Source organism: Streptomyces sp. NPDC046712, from assembly GCF_040645695.1.
Lineage (GTDB): Bacteria > Actinomycetota > Actinomycetes > Streptomycetales > Streptomycetaceae > Streptomyces.
Genome location: NZ_JBEYYW010000002.1, coordinates 1 through 16,861, shown reverse-complemented (window position 1 = coordinate 16,861; position 16,861 = coordinate 1). Strand labels below are relative to the sequence as shown.

Below are 16,861 nucleotides of genomic sequence, written 5' to 3'. Positions count from 1 at the left end.
TCAGCCGTTCGCCGGATCGGCGAGGCGGGAGCGGCCGACCGGGGGGCGCTCGCGCCACAACTGGAGTCCGATGTCGACGAGTTCGACGCGGGTGAGGTCGGGGACGGAGTCGAGGGGATGCCAGGCGGCGAGGTCGGTGGAGCCGCCGGTCTCGTTGCGCAGGGCTCCACCGGTGATGCGGCTCTCGTAGATGATCCGCAGCCCCTGGAAGTCACCCGGGCCGGCGATCCGGCGCAGCCAGCCGCGCCGGATGGAGTCGATGCCGAGCAGGGCCACCGGCTCGGTGACGTACCCGGTCTCCTCCTCGACCTCGCGCACGACGGTGTCGACCGGCTCCTCGCCGTGGTCCATCCCGCCGCCGGGGAGCGTCCACCGCTTGGCCCCGGCGCTGTCCACCCAGCGGGCGAGGAGTATCTCGTCGTCACGGACACACACGGCGTAGGCCGCCACCCTCAACTCCTGCTTCATGTCCCGAGGTTAGAACCAGTACGCCGGGTACGTCCGCCCGGCGGCCCGGGCGCCCGCGAGGCCGACGGCGACGAGCAGGACGCTCGCGAGGGCGAGCAGGGAGACGAAGCTCCAGAACGGCGGATTCTGGAGGGTGACGATCACGGCCGTCGCCGCGGCGGGCGAGTGCGGGGTGCGGGCCGCCATCATGACGCCGAGCGCGAGACCGCCGGCGAGGGCCGCGCCCCACAGTCCGGGCCCGGCGACGAGCAGCACGGCGAAGCCGGTGAGCGCGGACAGGAGCTGACCGCCGACGACCGAGCGCGGCTGGGAGAGCGGCAGGTCGGGCGCCCCGGCGACCAGCGCCATGCTGGCCGCCAGGGGCGGGATCAGCAGGGGCTGGTGGAGCACGGTGCCGAGAGCGACGAGGGCGAGGAGCGCCGCGACGCTGACGGAGGTGGCCGTGGCGACGGCACGGGGATGTGGGCGGGCGGGGGCGGATGCCATTCAGGAGTCCAGGGGTGGGTTGGCGGGCGAGTACTCGGGGCGGGACCAGCGCAGGGGGCTGGCGGACGGGGTCTCGAGGGTCCGCTCGACGCGGAAGCGGGTGGTACGGACTCCGCCGGGGCCGTACTCGGTGTGGGCGCGGCCGGTCAGCTGGAGCGTGGTGCCGGTGTGCCAGTCGAGGAAGAGCAGGCCCGCGCGGCCGTCGGTCTCCAGGTTGCCGAGGGTCAGGAACATCGCGTTGCCGGGATAGTCCTGCCAGCTCAGCTCGGCGGGCGAGACGACCCGGACGAAGCCGGGGTTGCCGCCTCGGTGACTCGCGTCCGCGCCGTCGGGGGCGGCGGTCGCGATGAAGAAGGTGTCGGCGGCGCGGACGAAGCGCTCCTGGTCGGGGGTGAGCGCCCCGCCGCGCCGCGCGGCACCGGCCGGGGTGTCGAGGTCGGGTGCGTACAGCTCGCGTTTCTGGAGGTACTTCGGGCAGTTGGAGAAGACCTGTTCCGCTTCGACGGTGAAGCCGCGGGCGCTGGGGCGAGCGATGCCGTTGAGGCGCATGCGGCGGCGGGTGCGGGGGTCGAGGGCGATGGTTCCCACGGGCGCACCTTCGGGGCCGCAGGGGGTGGGCAGGGGCGCCGCGACGGAGATCGTGTGCGGGCCCGTCGCCCGGACGAAGCCGGGGGTGCCGGTCAGGAGCGTGCTCCAGACCTGACCGTCGGCGTCCGCCGCCCCGAGCACCAGCATGGGCTGGAGCTCGAGGAAGGCGGCGGCGATGGGGCGGATGCCGGGGGTGATGGAGCGGGCGATGTGGTCGGCGCGGTCCCGGACGCCGACGCGGTTCTGCACGGTGAGGGAGCCGGGGTTGTACGGGTCCATGGCCGGAGGCCTTTCGTCTGCGGGTCCGGGGGTGCGGGGTATGGGCCCTTGGCGCGGTGAGCGCGTTCGTGGCGTTGTGCCCACCCGTCCCTCCCCCTAGGACTTCGTCCTGGGGGGACCCCCATGCGGAACAGTTGCCCACAACGGGGGGCGGGAGGCTAGAAGAAGCCGCAGGTCGGGGCGTCCTTCGTCGGGGGTTCTGCGTCCTCCGCGCCCGTGGGGGTGTAGATCTCCAGGCGGGTGCCGTCCGGGTCGTGGAAGAAGATGCCGCCCGAGGAGGCGCCTTCGCGGTGGGCGACCACGCCCTCGTAGGCGAAGGAGGTGCCGCGTTCCTTCAGGGCCGTCTCCGCCGCCCTGACCCGGTCGATCGACTCGGCCTCGAAGGCGAGGTGGTGCAGGCCCGCCCGGCCGGAGTCGTACGCGCTCCCCGCCTGCTGCCAGAGCGTGAGGACGAGGCGTCCGCCCTGGCCCAGCAAGGCGTACCGCCGGCCGTCCTCCTTGCCCTCGGCGAGCAGTTCGAAGCCCAGGACGTCCGCGTAGAAGCCGAGCGAGCGCTCCAGCTCCGTGACGTTGAGGCCGATGTGGCCGGTGTTCAGCATTCCGATCGCCGACATGACGGTTCCCCTCTGATCGACTGGCTAACCTCTTAATTCGACTTTAGAGGTTAGAAGGTCGATGACGCAACCGGTCACGTAACCTTGAGGGGTTAGCTCTTCGAGGAGGGTGTCCGTCATGACCGTTTCCGACCCGCGGCCCCTGCTCGGCGAGCCCGTCTCCCTCGACCTGCTCAACACCCGCTGGATGCGGGAAGGGGTACGCCAGGACCTGCTCACGGACACCGACGGTCTGCGCGTCTGGCTCACCTCGAACGGGCTCAACGAGCGCTTCGCCGCCGACGCGACGACCCTCCGCCACACGCTCGCCGCCCGGGACGCCCTGCTCGCCCTCGCCGATCTCCCGGGCGACCCCGCCGCCGTCGCGCGCGTCGACGCCGTTCTCGATCACGGCCGCATCCGCGCCACCCTCACCGCCGAGGGCCCGGGCGAGGAGCCGGAGTTCAAGGACTCCGCCTGGGGCCCCGCCTGGACCGCCGCCCGGGACTACCTCGATCTGCTGCGCACCGCACCGGACCGCATCCGGGGTTGCGCCCACGAGGCGTGCATCCTGCACTTCTTCGACACCTCGCGGAATGGCACGCGACGGTGGTGCTCGATGGCGGCCTGCGGCAACCGGGCCAAGGCCTCGCGTCACTATGCCCGTACAAAAGACAACTAATCCGTCGGCAACTCGCCCCGATTGAGGGCGATTCGTCTTCAGTGGCGCATGTCCCGCAGTGGCGGATGTGCGCCACAGGCGTATTCCGCCACCTGATAACTCTCCACAAACCCCTGTCACTTGCGAAAGGCTGAGCGGTCATCCGGTACCGAAATCCGGACCCTCTTCTTTCACAAACAGGGATGTAAATGACCACCCCCGAATCTCAGAGCTCCATACCCGGGCGCTCGACCCCCGGGCACAGACGCGCGGCCCGTATCGCGGCCGCCGCCGGACTCGTGACCGCGCTCATCGCGGCCGGTGCCGCCCCGGTCCTGGCCGCCGACGACCCGGCGACCACTCCCCCGGTGAAGTCCTCCGACTCCGCCGACAAGCTCGGCCCGACGGACGCCCAGCGCCTGAGCGAGGCCGAGACGTCCGGCGAGAAGAACGTCACGATCCTCGTGGCCACCGCGCCCGGCGCCACCGAGCAGGTCGCCGGCCAGCTCGACTCCGTCCAGGGCGCCTCCGTCGGCAGGCAGGACGACAAGCTCGGCTACGTCCGCGCCACCATCCCGACCGCCAAGGCGGAGGCCGCCATCAAGGCGGCCACCAAGCTCTCCTCCGTCCAGTCGATCGACCTCCAGGCCGAGATCAAGCTGGACGACCCGACCCCGGACGCGGGCACCACCGGCGCCGTCGAGGGCACGACCGTCACCACGACGTACCCGGCCCCGGGCAAGAACACCCCGGCGAAGAACCCGTACAACCCGTCCCACGAGACGGGTGCGGTCGAGTTCGTCGAGGACCACCCCAAGGCCGACGGCCGCGGCGTGACCATCGGCATCCTCGACTCGGGTGTCGACCTGGGCCACCCGGCCCTGCAGAAGACCACCACCGGCGAGCGCAAGATCGTCGACTGGGTCACCGCCACCGACCCGCTGACCGAGGGCGACGCCACCTGGCGCGCCCAGATCACCCCGGTCGCCGGCCCGGTCTTCACCGCCTCCTCGCAGTCCTGGAAGGCGCCCGAGGGCTCCTACCAGTTCAGCCGCTTCAACGAGGCGATCACCGCTGGCGGCGACCCGGCCGGTGACATCAACCGCGACGGCGACACGGCCGACCTCTTCGGCATGCTGTACGACCCGGCCGCCGGCACCGTCCGCGTCGACACCGACCAGAACAACGACTTCACGGACAACGCGCCGATGAAGCCGTACAAGGACGGGTACCAGATCGGCTACTTCGGTACCGACAACCCGGCCACCGAGGTCGTCGAGAAGACCCCGTTCGTCGTCGAGATCCGCAAGGACGTCGCGATGGACCCGCTCGGCGGGACCTGGGTGGGCCAGAAGCGCGACTTCGTCAACATCGGCATCGTCGAGTCCTCCCACGGCACGCACGTCGCCGGCATCACCGCCGCCAACAGCCTCTTCGGCGGCAAGATGAACGGTGCCGCGCCCGGCGCGAAGATCGTCTCCTCGCGCGCCTGCACCTGGACCGGCGGCTGCACCAACACCGCCCTCACCGAGGGCATGACGGACCTCGTCGTCAACCGTGGCGTCGACATCGTCAACATGTCGATCGGCGGCCTGCCCGCGCAGAACGACGGCGACAACGTCCGCGCCCGCCTCTACACCCGTCTGATCGACGAGTACGGCGTCCAGCTGGTCATCTCGGCCGGCAACTCGGGCCCGGGCATCAACACGATCGGCGACCCCGGCCTGGCCGACAAGGTCGTCTCGGTCGGCGCGGCGATCTCCAAGTCGACCTGGGCCTCCAACTACGGCTCGGCGGTCACCAAGTCGTACGCCATGTTCCCCTTCTCCTCGCGCGGCCCGCGTGAGGACGGCGGCTTCACCCCGACCATCACCGGTCCGGGCTCCTCCGTGAACACCATCCCGACCTGGCAGGCCGGCGCCGGTGTCGCCGAGTCCGGCTACGCGCTGCCCGCCGGTTACGGGATGCTCAACGGCACCTCGATGTCCTCCCCGCAGGTCGCGGGCGCGAGCGCGCTGCTGCTCTCGGCCGCGAAGCTGAAGGGCGTGGAGCTCTCCCCGCTCACCCTGCGCACCGCGCTGACCTCGACCGCGAAGCGCATCTCCGGCGTCGCGGCCCACGAGCAGGGCTCGGGCCTGATCGACATCAACGAGGCCTGGGACTCGATCGAGGACGGCGCCACGGCGCACGACTACAAGGTCGAGGCCCCGGTCGACACCGCCATCTTCCCGGCCCCGCACACCGGCACCGGTGTGTACGACCGCGAGGGCGGCCTCAAGGTCGGCCAGAAGAAGACGTACGACGTCACCATCACCCGTACCACGGGCCCGACGTGGGGCGTGCGGCACGAGCTGAACTGGAAGTACAACGACGGCACCTTCAAGGCGGCCACGGCGTACGACTACATCACGCTGCCGCTGAACAAGCCGGTGACCGTCAAGGTCGAGGCGAAGCCGCAGACGGCCGGCGTGCACAGCGCCATCCTGGAGCTGGACGACGAGCGCACCGAGGGCGTCGACAAGCAGATCCTGTCGACCGTCGTGGTCGCCAAGGACCTGGCCGCGCCCGGCTTCGCGTACTCCGCGTCCGGCACGGTGCAGCGCAACAGCCACAAGTCGTACTTCGTGACCGTGCCGGAGGGCGCCAAGACCCTTGAGGTCGCCATCGGCGGTCTGAAGGAGAAGAGCCAGACCCGGTTCATCTCGATCCACCCGTACGGCGTGGCCTTCGAGTCCACCGCCTCCAACGTGTGCTACCCGCACTACAACCCGGCCAACACCTGCCGTCCGGACCTGCGTTCGTACGCCAACCCGACGCCGGGCGTCTGGGAGATCGAGGTCGAGGCGCGTCGCACGTCGCCCGACCTGGACAACCCGTACAAGCTGGACGTCTCGGTGCTCGGCGCCGAGTTCGCCCCGGCCGTGCAGACCGTCGCCGAGGCGAAGGTCGGAACCCCGGCCGCCGTCGAGTGGACCGTCACCAACAAGTTCGCCGGCATCGACGGCAAGCTGAAGGGCGGCTCGCTGGGCTCGGCCAAGGTCGAGACCCCGACGATCCAGCACCACGAGAAGCACACGAAGACCGTCACCATCGGTGAGGGTGTGGAGCGGCTCGACGTCGCCATCGGCAACACCTCCGACAAGGCCGCCGACCTCGACCTCGCGGTCAAGTTCGACGGCAAGGTCGTCGGCTCGTCCGCGGACGGCGACTCGGAGGAGGCCGTCACGCTGATCAAGCCGGCGGCCGGCACCTACACGATCGAGATCGACGGCTACTCCGTCCAGGCGGCGGGTGGCACGACCTACGACTACCGTGACGTGTACTACTCCGCGTCGCTCGGCAGCGTCCAGGTCGACAACACCAAGACCTACCCGCTGGCCAACGGCGCGACCGCCAAGGTCGGCGCCCAGGTCCTGGTCGCCGGTGCCGCGCCCGAGGGCCGGCAGTTCTTCGGCGAGGTCCAGCTGCTGAACGCGCGCGGCACGGTCGCGGGCGCCGGCAGCGTCGTGATCGGCAGCGTCACTCCGTAACACCGCTGAGCGAGTGAGGGGCGGGTGCCGAAACCGGCGCCCGCCCCTTTCGCGTCCCGATCCTCGGACAATGGATTGGACAAGGCGGGCCGGGACATACGCATCATGGACGGCAGCAGCCTGCACAAACGTACGGAGGAGTCCCCGTGAAGGTCGGAATCGTCGGAGCCACCGGTCAGGTCGGCACAGTCATGCGCAAGATCCTGGCCGAGCGGAATTTCCCGGTCGACGAGCTGCGGCTCTTCGCCTCCGCCCGCTCCGCCGGCACCGTCGTCGACGGGGTCACGGTCGAGGACGCCTCCACCGCCGACTACACCGGCCTGGACATCGTCCTGTTCTCCGCCGGTGGGGCCACCTCCAAGGCCCTCGCCGAGAAGGTCGCCTCCCAGGGCGCCGTCGTGATCGACAACTCCTCCGCCTGGCGCCGCGACCCCGAGGTCCCGCTGGTCGTGTCCGAGGTCAACCCGCACGCGATCAAGGACCGCCCCAAGGGGATCATCGCCAACCCGAACTGCACCACGATGGCCGCCATGCCGGTCCTCAAGCCGCTCCACCAGGAGGCCGGTCTCCTCGCGCTGGTCGCCACCACCTACCAGGCCGTCTCCGGCTCGGGTGTCGCGGGCGTCGCCGAGCTGCGGACCCAGGCGTGCGCCGTCGCCGAGCAGGCCGACCAGCTGGCCTTCGACGGCGAGGCCGTCGCCTTCCCCGAGCCGAACGTCTACCGGCGCCCCATCGCCTTCAACGTGGTGCCGCTGGCCGGCAACCTGGTCGACGACGGCACCCACGAGACGGACGAGGAGCAGAAGCTCCGCAACGAGTCCCGCAAGATCCTGGAGATCCCCGAGCTCAAGGTCTCCGGCACGTGCGTGCGCGTCCCGGTCTTCTCCGGCCACTCGCTGCAGGTCAACGCCCGCTTCGAGCGTCCGATCGGCGTCGAGCGCGCCTACGAGCTCCTCAAGGACGCCGAGGGCGTCGAGCTCTCCGAGATCCCGACCCCGCTCCAGGCGGCCGGCAAGGACGCCTCGTACGTGGGTCGCATCCGCGTGGACGAGACCGTCGACAACGGTCTGGCGCTCTTCCTGTCCAACGACAACCTGCGCAAGGGCGCGGCGCTCAACGCCGTGCAGATCGCGGAGCTGGTGGCCGCGGAGCTCCGCCAGGCCTGATCGGTTCGAACACGCGGGGGCGGCCGGCATCCGGCCGCCCCTGCGGCGTCCCGTGGTCACGGACCCGGCGGAATTCGGACAACGCGTTCGAAGCCGGGCCTCGGGGTGGCAGGATCCGGCGCATGACCCAGATACCCAAGGGCGCCAACATTCCGGTGCCCGCCCAGGCCCTCCAGGTCGCCGTCGCCTGGCAGGCAACGGCCGGGGCGCCCGATGTGGATGTCTCGGCGCTGCTGCTGGACGCGGGCGGGCGGGTGCGGGGGGACGCGGATCTCGTCTTCTACAACCACGTCGAGCACCCGTCGGGCGCGGTGCGGCATCTGGGCAAGTCGGCGCCGGGCGCGCCGGGCAGCGCGGCCGCGGACTGGCTGTGGCTGGATCTCGCGCGGGTGGAGCCCGGGATCGACCGGGTGGTGGTCGCCGCCTCCGCGGACGGCGGGGCCTTCGGGCAGGTGCCCGCCCTGGACGTACGGGTCACGGACCTCTCGGGCGCACCGGTGGCGTACTTCGCCATCGGGGACGCGACGACGGAGACGGCGTTCGTCTTCGGCGAGTTCTACCGGCGGGAGGGCGGCTGGCGGTTCCGTGCCGTGGGGCAGGGGTACGCCTCCGGCCTCGCCACCGGCTCCGGCGTACGGCGCCCCAGCCCAGGTACCGGCTCCGGCGTACGGCTCCCCCACCCAGCCGCCTGCGTACGGCGCCCCCGCCTCGCCACCAGCCCCGGCGTACGGCTCCCCAGCCCCGGCGCCACCGGCTCCGGCGTACGGCGCCCCGGTCGTCCCCCACGCGACCGCCGACCCGGCCTCCGTCGCCCCCGTCGACCCGTTCTCCTCGTCCTTCCGGCCCTCCGTCCACCAGGGCCGCGGCAAGGAGACCGTGCACTGCGACCCCACCCTCCCCCCGGGCTGGGCTCTCCTGGAGATCGAGTCGTACCACTCGATCTCCACCACCATCGAGTCCTGCGACGCGTACGGCCGCGCCGAGGACTTCCTGCTCATGGCGTACGAGGACGACGTCCGCGCCCGTACCGTCGCGCTCGTCCCGCGCGACCGGCCGCTGACCCTGCGGGTCGAGGCGGACACCCCCTGGACCCTGCGGGTCCTCCCCCTCACCCACGCCCGCCGGTTCGACAGCCACATCGAGGGCCACGCCCACGACCTCGTCGTCTACGACGGGCCGCCCGGCGTCCTCGACTTCTTCCATTACGGCGAGTCCAACTTCACCGTCCATCAGCACACCCCGCCGCGCGAGCCGGAGTACGACGCCGAGGACCAGGACCTGCTGGTCAACGAGATCGGCGAGGTCCGTGTCAGCGCGCCCGTACCCGGGCCCGGACTGCTGCGGATCAGCGGGGACGGGCCTTGGAAATGTGCGGTGCGGCGCTGAGGTACGGCGTGGAAGGATGAGCCAAACGTCACGAAACCGAGGAGTTGACCGGGTGCCTGGCACAAACCTGACCCGTGAAGAGGCGCAGCAGCGGGCGAAGCTGCTGACCGTGGACGCGTACGAGGTCGACCTTGACCTCTCCGGTGCGCAGGAGGGCGGCACCTACCGGTCCGTCACCACCGTCCGCTTCGATTCCGCCGAGGCCGGTGCGGAGACCTTCATCGACCTCGTCGCCCCCGCCTTGCACGAGGTCGTACTCAACGGCCACGCGCTCGACGTCGCCGCCGTCTTCCGGGACTCGCGGATCGCGCTGCCCCACCTCCAGCAGGGCCCGAACGAGCTGAAGGTCGTCGCGGACTGCGCGTACACCAACACCGGTGAGGGTCTGCACCGGTTCGTCGACCCGGTCGACGACCAGGCGTACCTCTACACCCAGTTCGAGGTGCCGGACGCCCGCCGCGTCTTCGCCTCCTTCGAGCAGCCGGACCTGAAGGCGACCTTCCAGTTCACCGTGAAGGCGCCGAGCGGCTGGACGGTGATCTCCAACTCGCCGACGCCGGAGCCCAAGGACGATGTGTGGGTCTTCGAGCCCACCCCGCGGATCTCGACGTACATCACCGCGCTGATCGTCGGCCCGTACCACTCGGTGCACTCGTCCTACGAGAAGGACGGGCAGACCGTTCCGCTCGGCATCTACTGCCGCCCGTCGCTGGCCGAGTTCCTCGACTCGGACCACATCTTCGACGTCACGCGCCAGGGCTTCGACTGGTTCCAGGAGAAGTTCGCGTACGACTACCCGTTCGCCAAGTACGACCAGCTCTTCGTCCCGGAGTTCAACGCGGGCGCGATGGAGAACGCGGGCGCGGTCACCATCCGGGACCAGTACGTCTTCCGCTCGAAGGTGACGGACGCGGCGTACGAGCGCAGGGCCGAGACGATCCTGCACGAGCTCGCGCACATGTGGTTCGGCGACCTGGTCACCATGGAGTGGTGGAACGACCTGTGGCTGAACGAGTCGTTCGCGACCTTCACCTCGGTCGCCTGCCAGGCCTCCGTCGCGGGCACCCGCTGGCCGAACGCCTGGACCACCTTCGCCAACGCGGAGAAGACCTGGGCGTACCGTCAGGACCAGCTGCCGTCCACGCACCCGATCATGGCCGAGATCAACGATCTCGAGGACGTGCTGGTCAACTTCGACGGCATCACCTACGCCAAGGGCGCCAGCGTCCTGAAGCAGCTGGTGGCGTACGTCGGCCAGGACGAGTTCTTCAAGGGCGTCCAGGCGTACTTCAAGGCGCACGCCTTCGGCAACACGCGGCTGACCGACCTGCTCGGCGCGCTGGAGGAGACCTCCGGCCGTGATCTGAAGGCGTGGTCGAAGCTGTGGCTGGAGACGGCCGGCATCAACATCCTGCGTCCGGAGATCGAGACCGACGAGAACGGCGCCATCACCTCGTTCGCCGTCAAGCAGGAGGCCCCGGCGCTGCCCGCCGGCGCCAAGGGCGAGTCGACGCTGCGTCCGCACCGGATCGCGATCGGCTTCTACGACCTGGACGCGGTCGGGAAGCTGGTCCGCACGGACCGGATCGAACTGGACATCGAGGCGGCCGAGCTGACGGCCGTCCCGCAGCTCGCGGGCAAGCCGCGTCCGGCGGTCGTACTGCTCAACGACGACGACCTGTCGTACGCGAAGGTCCGCCTGGACGAGGTGTCGCTGAAGAACGTGACCTCGCACCTCGGGGACTTCACCGAGTCCCTGCCGCGCGCGCTGTGCTGGTCCGCGGCCTGGGACATGACGCGGGACGGCGAGCTGGCCACCCGCGACTACCTGGACCTGGTGCTCTCCGGTATCACCAAGGAGACCGACATCGGCGTGGTCCAGTCGCTGCAGGGCCAGGTGAAGGCGGCCCTCGACCTGTACGCGGCGCCGGAATGGCGTGACACGGGTCTGGCCCGCTGGGGGCAGGCCGCGCTGGAGCAGCTCCGGACGGCGGTGCCGTCGAGCGACCACCAGCTGGCGTGGGCGCGGGCGTTCGCCGCGACCGCCCGTACGGACGCGGACCTCGACGTGCTCGCCGGGCTGCTGGACGGCAGCGAGGTCATCGACGGCCTGGCCGTGGACACCGAGCTGCGCTGGTCGTTCGTGCAGCGGCTCGCCGCCACGGGGCGTTTCGACGAGCCGGAGATCGCGGCCGAGCTGGCGCGGGACAAGACCGCGGCGGGCGAGCGCCATGCGGCGACCGCGCGGGCGGCCCGTCCGACCGAGGCGGCGAAGGCCGAGGCCTGGGCGTCGGTCGTGGAGTCCGACAAGCTGGCGAACGCCGTGCAGGAGGCGGTGATCGGGGGCTTCGTGCAGACCGACCAGCGCGAGCTGCTCGCTCCGTACACGGCGAAGTACTTCGCCTCGATCAAGGGCATCTCCGAGACCCGCAGCCACGAGATCATCCAGCAGATCGTGGTCGGGCTCTACCCGACGATCCAGGTCTCGCAGGAGACCCTGGACGCCACGGACGCCTGGATCGCGGCGAACGACCCGGCTCCGGCGCTGCGGCGTCTGGTGACGGAGTGCCGGGCGGGCGTGGAGCGCGCCCTGAAGGCGCGGGCGGCGGACGCGGCCGCCGCGTAACGGTCACGAGCTGAACGACGAAGGGGCACCCTCCCCCACGGAGGTGCCCCTTCGTCCGTTTGAGTCCGCTCGGCGGGCGGGCGTCGGCGCGCGGCCGCCCGCCGGGCGGAAGCTGTGCGTCGGCGGTTCAGCCGCCGAGCGCCGCGTAACGCGTGCGCAGATCGGCCGCGCCCTGCTCCGTGAGCGTGCCGTGCAGCCGCATCCGGGCGACGCCGCCGTCGGGGAAGGCGTCGAGGCGGACGTGGGTGACGACGGCCTGGGCCGGGAGCTTGAAGCGGTGCAGGGTGTCGGGCTGGAGCCGGGTGCGCGGGATGATCTCGAACCACTCGCCCGTCTCGCCGTTGCGGCCCTGGAGGGCGATCCAGCCGGCCGAGTTGCCCTTGAGGTAGGCGGTGTCGATCTCGACGGCGCGTACGGCGCCCTGGGCGGCGAGCCGGAAGCGGACCCAGTCGTTGGTGCCACGGACGCGGCGGCGGCGGTTCTCCCAGCCGTCGTCCATCTTGCGGGAGGTGCCGGGCAGGATGATCTGGGTCGGCGAGGAGTAGAACTTGTCCGACGCGTCCTCGTACACGCCTCCGTTGAGTACGGAGATCAGGTCGAGGGTGCCGAGCAGCTCCAGCCACTCGGGGTCGGGCACGACTTCGCCGTGGACGCGCAGCCGGGCGATGCCGCCGTCGGGGTGCTGGCAGAGGCGCAGGTGGGTGAAGCGGCGCTCGACGTCGATCTCGAAGCCGTTGGCGGCGTGGCCGCGCACGGGGGTGGGCGGGACGATCTCCTCCCACTTCACGTCCTCGGCGAGGAGCTGCTCGGGGCTGGGCGAGCCTTCGACGGCGGTGGCCTGGATCGACACCCGCTGCGGGTAGTTGCCCCGGAAGTGGGCGGTGTCGACGATGATCCCGCGGATGACGCCGGGGGCGCCGAGACGGACGATCGCCCAGTCGTGGTCCTCGGGGGCGGGGAAGACGTTCTCGGCGTCGGCGCCACGGCGGCGGCGGGTCTCCCAGCCGTCCATGATCTTGCCCTTGTGACCGAAGTGCTCCGGGTCGAAGACGGCGCGCTCGCGGACGAGGAGGTTCTCGCGCTCGGCGAAGAACTCGTCGTTGGCGGCGACGACACCGGCGCCGAGACGGCGGTCGGCCAGGTCGACCAGCTCGGTGAAGGGGAAGTCACCGGTGCGGTAGTCGGCGTACGGGTCGCCTCCGCCGTAGGGGGCGGCGTCGTTGGCGTGCGGGTCCTGGTCCTGGCTCGTCTCGAAGGTCATGAGAAGACTGTGCGCCTCCAGGACCTGGTGGGTCCATCGAATGTTTTCGACAGGTATTTTCAGTTGTGCTGAATGGTTCTCGGCACGGGTTCTCGCGCCGGTCAGTTCTGCTGAACGGTTTCGCGCTGGGCGGCCGCGTGGCGCAGCGCCGCGAGCACCCGGGCCACCGCGATCCCCTCCTCCGCCCCGCGCCGTACCGCCGCGACGACATGGCGGCGCGGCTGGTCGGCGGAGAGGACGCGCATGACGACCCCGGCGCGACGCTCGGCGGAGGCCATCCGGGGCACCAGGGCGACACCCATGTCCGCCTCGACCATGGCGAGGATCGCCGTCCAGCCGGCGGCGCTGTGGGCCTGCTCGGGCACGAACCCGGCGGCCTCGCAGGCGGCGGTGGTGATCTCCGACCAGGGGCCGGAGCCGCCGAAGATCCAGGGCTCGGCGGAGAGGTCGGCGAGCCGCAGCCCGGGCGCGTCGGCGAGGGGGTGACCGGCGGGCAGGGCGACGTCGAGGGGGTCGGCGAGGAGGGGGACCCGGCTGAACTTGGGGTCGCGTACGGAGGGGGCGTGGGCGGCGAGCGAGAGGGCCAGGTCGACCTCGCCGGCGCCGAGCAGTTCGTACGCCTCGGACGCCTCGGCCTCGCGGATCCGGACGTCGAGTCCGGGGTGCGCGGTCCGCAGCTGCTGCACGGCGGGGACGAGGAGGGCGGGTACGGCCGTGGAGAACGCGGCGACCCGCACCTGCCCCACCTCGCCCCGCAGATAGCCGTCCAGCTCGGCGTCCGCGCGCTCCAACTGGGCGAAGACGACCTCGGCATGACGGAGCACGAGATGCGCGGCATCGGTGAGCCGGACCCGCCGCCCCTGCGCCTCCAGGAGCTGGACGCCGAGCTGCTTGGCGAGGTTGCTGAGCTGCTGGGAGACGGCCGAGGGGGTCATGAGCAGGGCCTCCGCGGTCGCGGTGACGGTGCCGCGGTCGCGGAGGGTGCGGAGGATCTGAAGCTTCTTGATGTCCCACTCGGTCATGGGGCGCAACCTACCGGGCTGTCTGGTGCGGGCAGGTTCGTGCGGGGCCGTCGCCCTCTGGAGGGGCAGAGACCGCGCACCCCATCACCCCTCCGCGCCGAGGCCAAGGCCACCCCGCCCAGGATGAGCGCCATGGACGCGCCGCCCGCGATTCCCAGTTCCTCGCCGAGCAGGGCGTACGAGAGCAGGGCCACGCAGACCGGCTGGAGGTAGTAGACGACTCCGGCGCGGGCCGCGCCGATCAGGGCGATGGCCTTGTTCCAAGCGAAGAAGGCGATGGCGGAGGAGAAGACTCCGACGTAGAGCAGCGGGCCGACCGTGCCGACGGCGGGCTCGAAGCCGCCCTGGACGGCGAGGCTGACGCCGTACAGCGGGAGCAGCATCAGCGCGCCGAGCACGAACGTCGTGAAGAGGAAGGCGAGGGCGCCGATCTCGGCGGGCTTGCGCTTGAGCAGGGCGCTGTACGAGGCGAAGGACAGCGCGGCGGCGAACATCCACAGGTCGCCCGCGGTGAAGTCGACGGCGAGGGAGCCCTTGCCGACGAGGAGCAGCACGCCGAGCACCGCGAGGAGCATCCCGAAGGCGCGGCGGACGCCGAGGCGTTCACCGCCGAAGCGTGAGAAGAGCGCCATGATCACCGGGGAGGCGGCCATGATCATGCCCATGTTGGAGGCGGACGTGGTCAGTCCGGCCTGGTGCACGAGGGTGTTGTAGAGGGCGACGCCGAACAGCGAGGCCAGCGTGACGAAGCCGAGGTGTCGGCGGATCAGGTGTCGCTGCCGCCACGCCTGTCCTGCCGCGAGGGGGGCGACGGCGAGGAGGGCGATGACCCAGCGCCAGAAGACGGCCTGGACCGGCGGGACGGAGTCGGCCATGTCCCGGGTGGCGACGAAGCTGCCGGACCAGACGACCGTGGCCACGAGCGCGAGAAGAACGCCGAGGCCGGCCCCCCGCGCGAGGTTCTTCGCGGGTGCCGGCTCGTCGGTCGTTCTCGGTTCGGTGCGGACGCGGTCCAGAAGTGTCACGGTGATCCCTTCGGTCGGTGAGGCCCTACCGTCGCACCGCGGCACCCTCCAGGTCCATCGAAAGTTCCTGACCGTTCCTTTCAGTCGAGCTGAACGATTCGGTCTTCTTCGGGGCGGGGGTGCGGGGGTTCAGCTGGGCGACCAGGGTGGCGCCGAAGGCGATCGCCATGCCGGCGAGCTGCACCGGACCAAGCGCCTGACCGAGCGCCACCCAGCCGATGACGGCCGCGGTGATCGGCGACAGCGGGCCGAGGAGGGTCACCGAGGAGGCGCTCAGCCGCTCGATTCCGCGGAACCAGAGGAAGTACGAGATCGCGGTGTTGCCGAGGGCGAGGTAGGCGTAGCCGAGCAGGTTGGTGGAGTCCAGGGCCGGCGGGGCGCCCTCGATCAGGAAGGCGATCGGCAGCAGGATCAGGCCGCCGGCGGTGAGCTGCCAGCCGGTCAGGGCCAGCGCACCCACACCCTCGGGGCGTCCCCAGCGCTTGGTGAAGACCGTTCCGGCCGACATCGACAGGGCGGAGAGCAGGCCGGCGACCACACCGACGAGGTCGAGGGCCGCACCCGCCTTCAGGACGACGAGGCTGACGCCGAAGGCGGCGGCGATCGCGGTGAGCAGGGATCGCACGGTGGGCCGGTCACCCAGGAAGAGCGCGGCCAGGCCCACGACGAAGAGCGGGCCGACCGAGCCGACGACGGCCGCGACCCCGCCCGGCAGCCGGTACGCGGCGAGGAAGAGCAGCGGGAAGAAGGCGCCGATGTTGAGACCGCCGAGGACCGCGGACTTCCACCACCAGGCACCCCTCGGCAGCGTGCGGGTGACGGCGAGCAGCAGCAGTCCGGCGGGCAGCGCGCGCATCAGACCGGTGAAGAGCGGCCGGTCGGCAGGCAGGAACTCCGTGGCGACGAAGTAGGTGGAGCCCCAGGAGATCGGGGCGAGTGCGGTGACGGCAACGACGGCGGCCTTGCGGGACATGGCAGGTCCCCCCTGGTTCGGAGTCCAACTGGCTTGACGGAAAGTAGCTTAGCAGTAAGCCACTTATTAGCAAGCAGCTTTTTCATAAGCTTCTGCCTTGTGAGTGGCTTACCGTCCAGTGACTTACTTGCCGTCGAGCCGATCGATCGGGAGACTGCCGCCATGGAGAGCACCGAACCCCCTGCCCACGACGCCGTCGACGCCATCGCCGACCAGTGGGCGGTCGTCCGCCCCGACCTGGACACGCTGCCGATGGCCGTCTTCGGGCGGATCTACCGGCTGGCCAACGCGATGCGAGGCCGCGTCGACAAGGCGTACGCGCCCTACGGAATGGCGCTCGGGGAGTTCGACGTGCTGGCGACGTTGCGCCGCTCGGGTGCGCCCTACACGCTCTCGCCGCGCGAGCTCACCGCGACCCTGATGATCACCACGGGCGGGATGACGGGCCGGCTGGACAAGCTGGAGAAGGCCGGGCTGCTCAGCCGCAGCCCCGACCCGAACGACCGGCGCGGGCTGCGGGTGACGCTCAGCGACCGGGGACGTGAACTGGTGGACCAGGCCGTGGCGGCCGGGCTCGCGCAGCAGCGCGCGGCCCTGGAGGAGGCGCTCACGCCCGAGGAGGCGGAACAGCTGGCCGGGCTGCTGCGGAAGCTGCTCGCGACCACGGCCGTATGACCGGGTGAACGCACACGAGGGCGCCGCGGCGGTACATGTGTACGAAGACGGCGTCCTCGGCCAGCCCGGCCGCCCGACAGCGGTCTTCTTCACGTCGCCGGTCTCGTCCACGACCAGGATCG

General features: G+C 71.0%; 14 protein-coding genes and 1 pseudogene. 7 read left to right on the top strand and 8 right to left on the bottom strand.

The annotated features are described in order from the left end of the window. The 4 genes from ABZ939_RS02370 to ABZ939_RS02355 form a co-directional block, all read right to left on the bottom strand. The gene (locus ABZ939_RS02370; RefSeq protein ID WP_361848013.1) at positions 1-468 is read right to left on the bottom strand and encodes an NUDIX hydrolase; all 468 of its coding nucleotides are present in this window, start codon (positions 466-468) and stop codon (positions 1-3) included. Positions 469-477: 9 nt separating this feature from the next. Next, on the bottom strand, positions 478-954 hold the full coding sequence (locus tag ABZ939_RS02365; RefSeq protein WP_361848010.1) for an HPP family protein: 477 nt from the start codon (positions 952-954) through the stop codon (positions 478-480). Next, the gene (locus tag ABZ939_RS02360; RefSeq protein WP_361848007.1) at positions 955-1,821 is read right to left on the bottom strand and encodes a pyridoxamine 5'-phosphate oxidase family protein; all 867 of its coding nucleotides are present in this window, start codon (positions 1,819-1,821) and stop codon (positions 955-957) included. 158 nt (positions 1,822-1,979) lie between these two features. Continuing rightward, the gene (locus ABZ939_RS02355; RefSeq protein WP_361848004.1) at positions 1,980-2,435 is read right to left on the bottom strand and encodes a VOC family protein; all 456 of its coding nucleotides are present in this window, start codon (positions 2,433-2,435) and stop codon (positions 1,980-1,982) included. Between the two features lie 118 nt (positions 2,436-2,553). Here ABZ939_RS02355 and ABZ939_RS02350 point away from each other — a divergent pair, with 118 nt between their 5' ends. The 6 genes and pseudogenes from ABZ939_RS02350 to pepN all read left to right on the top strand — a co-directional run bounded on the left by ABZ939_RS02350 (position 2,554) and on the right by pepN (position 11,783). After that, positions 2,554-3,096, top strand: a complete 543-nt coding sequence (locus ABZ939_RS02350; protein ID WP_361848001.1) for a CGNR zinc finger domain-containing protein — start codon at positions 2,554-2,556, stop codon at positions 3,094-3,096. 188 nt (positions 3,097-3,284) lie between these two features. Then, positions 3,285-6,605, top strand: a complete 3,321-nt coding sequence (locus ABZ939_RS02345; RefSeq protein WP_361847998.1) for a S8 family serine peptidase — start codon at positions 3,285-3,287, stop codon at positions 6,603-6,605. 146 nt (positions 6,606-6,751) lie between these two features. After that, positions 6,752-7,771, top strand: coding sequence for an aspartate-semialdehyde dehydrogenase (locus ABZ939_RS02340; protein ID WP_361847994.1), 1,020 nt, complete (start codon positions 6,752-6,754; stop codon positions 7,769-7,771). A 122-nt stretch (positions 7,772-7,893) separates the two neighbouring features. After that, a pseudogene (locus tag ABZ939_RS02335) lies at positions 7,894-8,331 on the top strand (TerD family protein); the annotation flags it as partial. Positions 8,332-8,356: 25 nt separating this feature from the next. Beyond that, a complete protein-coding gene (locus ABZ939_RS02330) occupies positions 8,357-9,157 on the top strand; it encodes a hypothetical protein (protein WP_361847991.1) in 801 nt (266 codons plus the stop codon). 52 nt (positions 9,158-9,209) lie between these two features. Then, positions 9,210-11,783, top strand: coding sequence for an aminopeptidase N (gene pepN / locus ABZ939_RS02325; RefSeq protein WP_361847988.1), 2,574 nt, complete (start codon positions 9,210-9,212; stop codon positions 11,781-11,783). 127 nt (positions 11,784-11,910) lie between these two features. On the opposite strand, the gene alc is transcribed toward pepN, so the two are convergent. The 4 genes from alc to ABZ939_RS02305 form a co-directional block, all read right to left on the bottom strand. Continuing rightward, positions 11,911-13,044: an allantoicase gene (gene alc, locus ABZ939_RS02320; RefSeq protein WP_361847985.1), complete on the bottom strand. Its 1,134-nt coding sequence runs from the start codon at positions 13,042-13,044 to the stop codon at positions 11,911-11,913. A gap of 101 nt (positions 13,045-13,145) precedes the next feature. Continuing rightward, a complete protein-coding gene (locus tag ABZ939_RS02315; protein WP_361847982.1) occupies positions 13,146-14,066 on the bottom strand; it encodes a LysR family transcriptional regulator in 921 nt (306 codons plus the stop codon). Continuing rightward, positions 14,063-15,082, bottom strand: coding sequence for a DMT family transporter (locus ABZ939_RS02310; protein WP_361849077.1), 1,020 nt, complete (start codon positions 15,080-15,082; stop codon positions 14,063-14,065). The genes ABZ939_RS02315 and ABZ939_RS02310 overlap by 4 nt, the downstream gene beginning before the upstream one ends. A 34-nt stretch (positions 15,083-15,116) precedes the next feature. Next, entirely contained in the window at positions 15,117-16,064 is a 948-nt protein-coding gene (locus ABZ939_RS02305) for an EamA family transporter (protein WP_361847979.1), read from the bottom strand. Positions 16,065-16,226: 162 nt separating this feature from the next. Here ABZ939_RS02305 and ABZ939_RS02300 point away from each other — a divergent pair, with 162 nt between their 5' ends. Continuing rightward, positions 16,227-16,739 (top strand): MarR family transcriptional regulator, encoded by a 513-nt coding sequence (locus ABZ939_RS02300; protein WP_361847976.1) that lies wholly within the window; start codon positions 16,227-16,229, stop codon positions 16,737-16,739. Positions 16,740-16,861: the final 122 nt, after the last annotated feature.

Excerpts from the sequence above, each read along its gene's own strand:
- ABZ939_RS02370 (WP_361848013.1), bottom strand. The coding sequence starts at position 468 with ATGAAGCAGGAGTTGAGGGTGGCGGCCTACGCCGTGTGTGTCCGTGAC.
- ABZ939_RS02365 (WP_361848010.1), bottom strand. The coding sequence starts at position 954 with ATGGCATCCGCCCCCGCCCGCCCACATCCCCGTGCCGTCGCCACGGCC.
- ABZ939_RS02360 (WP_361848007.1), bottom strand. The coding sequence starts at position 1,821 with ATGGACCCGTACAACCCCGGCTCCCTCACCGTGCAGAACCGCGTCGGC.
- ABZ939_RS02355 (WP_361848004.1), bottom strand. The coding sequence starts at position 2,435 with ATGTCGGCGATCGGAATGCTGAACACCGGCCACATCGGCCTCAACGTC.
- ABZ939_RS02350 (WP_361848001.1), top strand. The coding sequence starts at position 2,554 with ATGACCGTTTCCGACCCGCGGCCCCTGCTCGGCGAGCCCGTCTCCCTC.
- ABZ939_RS02345 (WP_361847998.1), top strand. The coding sequence starts at position 3,285 with ATGACCACCCCCGAATCTCAGAGCTCCATACCCGGGCGCTCGACCCCC.
- alc (WP_361847985.1), bottom strand. The coding sequence starts at position 13,044 with ATGACCTTCGAGACGAGCCAGGACCAGGACCCGCACGCCAACGACGCC.
- ABZ939_RS02315 (WP_361847982.1), bottom strand. The coding sequence starts at position 14,066 with ATGACCGAGTGGGACATCAAGAAGCTTCAGATCCTCCGCACCCTCCGC.
- ABZ939_RS02305 (WP_361847979.1), bottom strand. The coding sequence starts at position 16,064 with ATGTCCCGCAAGGCCGCCGTCGTTGCCGTCACCGCACTCGCCCCGATC.
- ABZ939_RS02300 (WP_361847976.1), top strand. The coding sequence starts at position 16,227 with ATGGAGAGCACCGAACCCCCTGCCCACGACGCCGTCGACGCCATCGCC.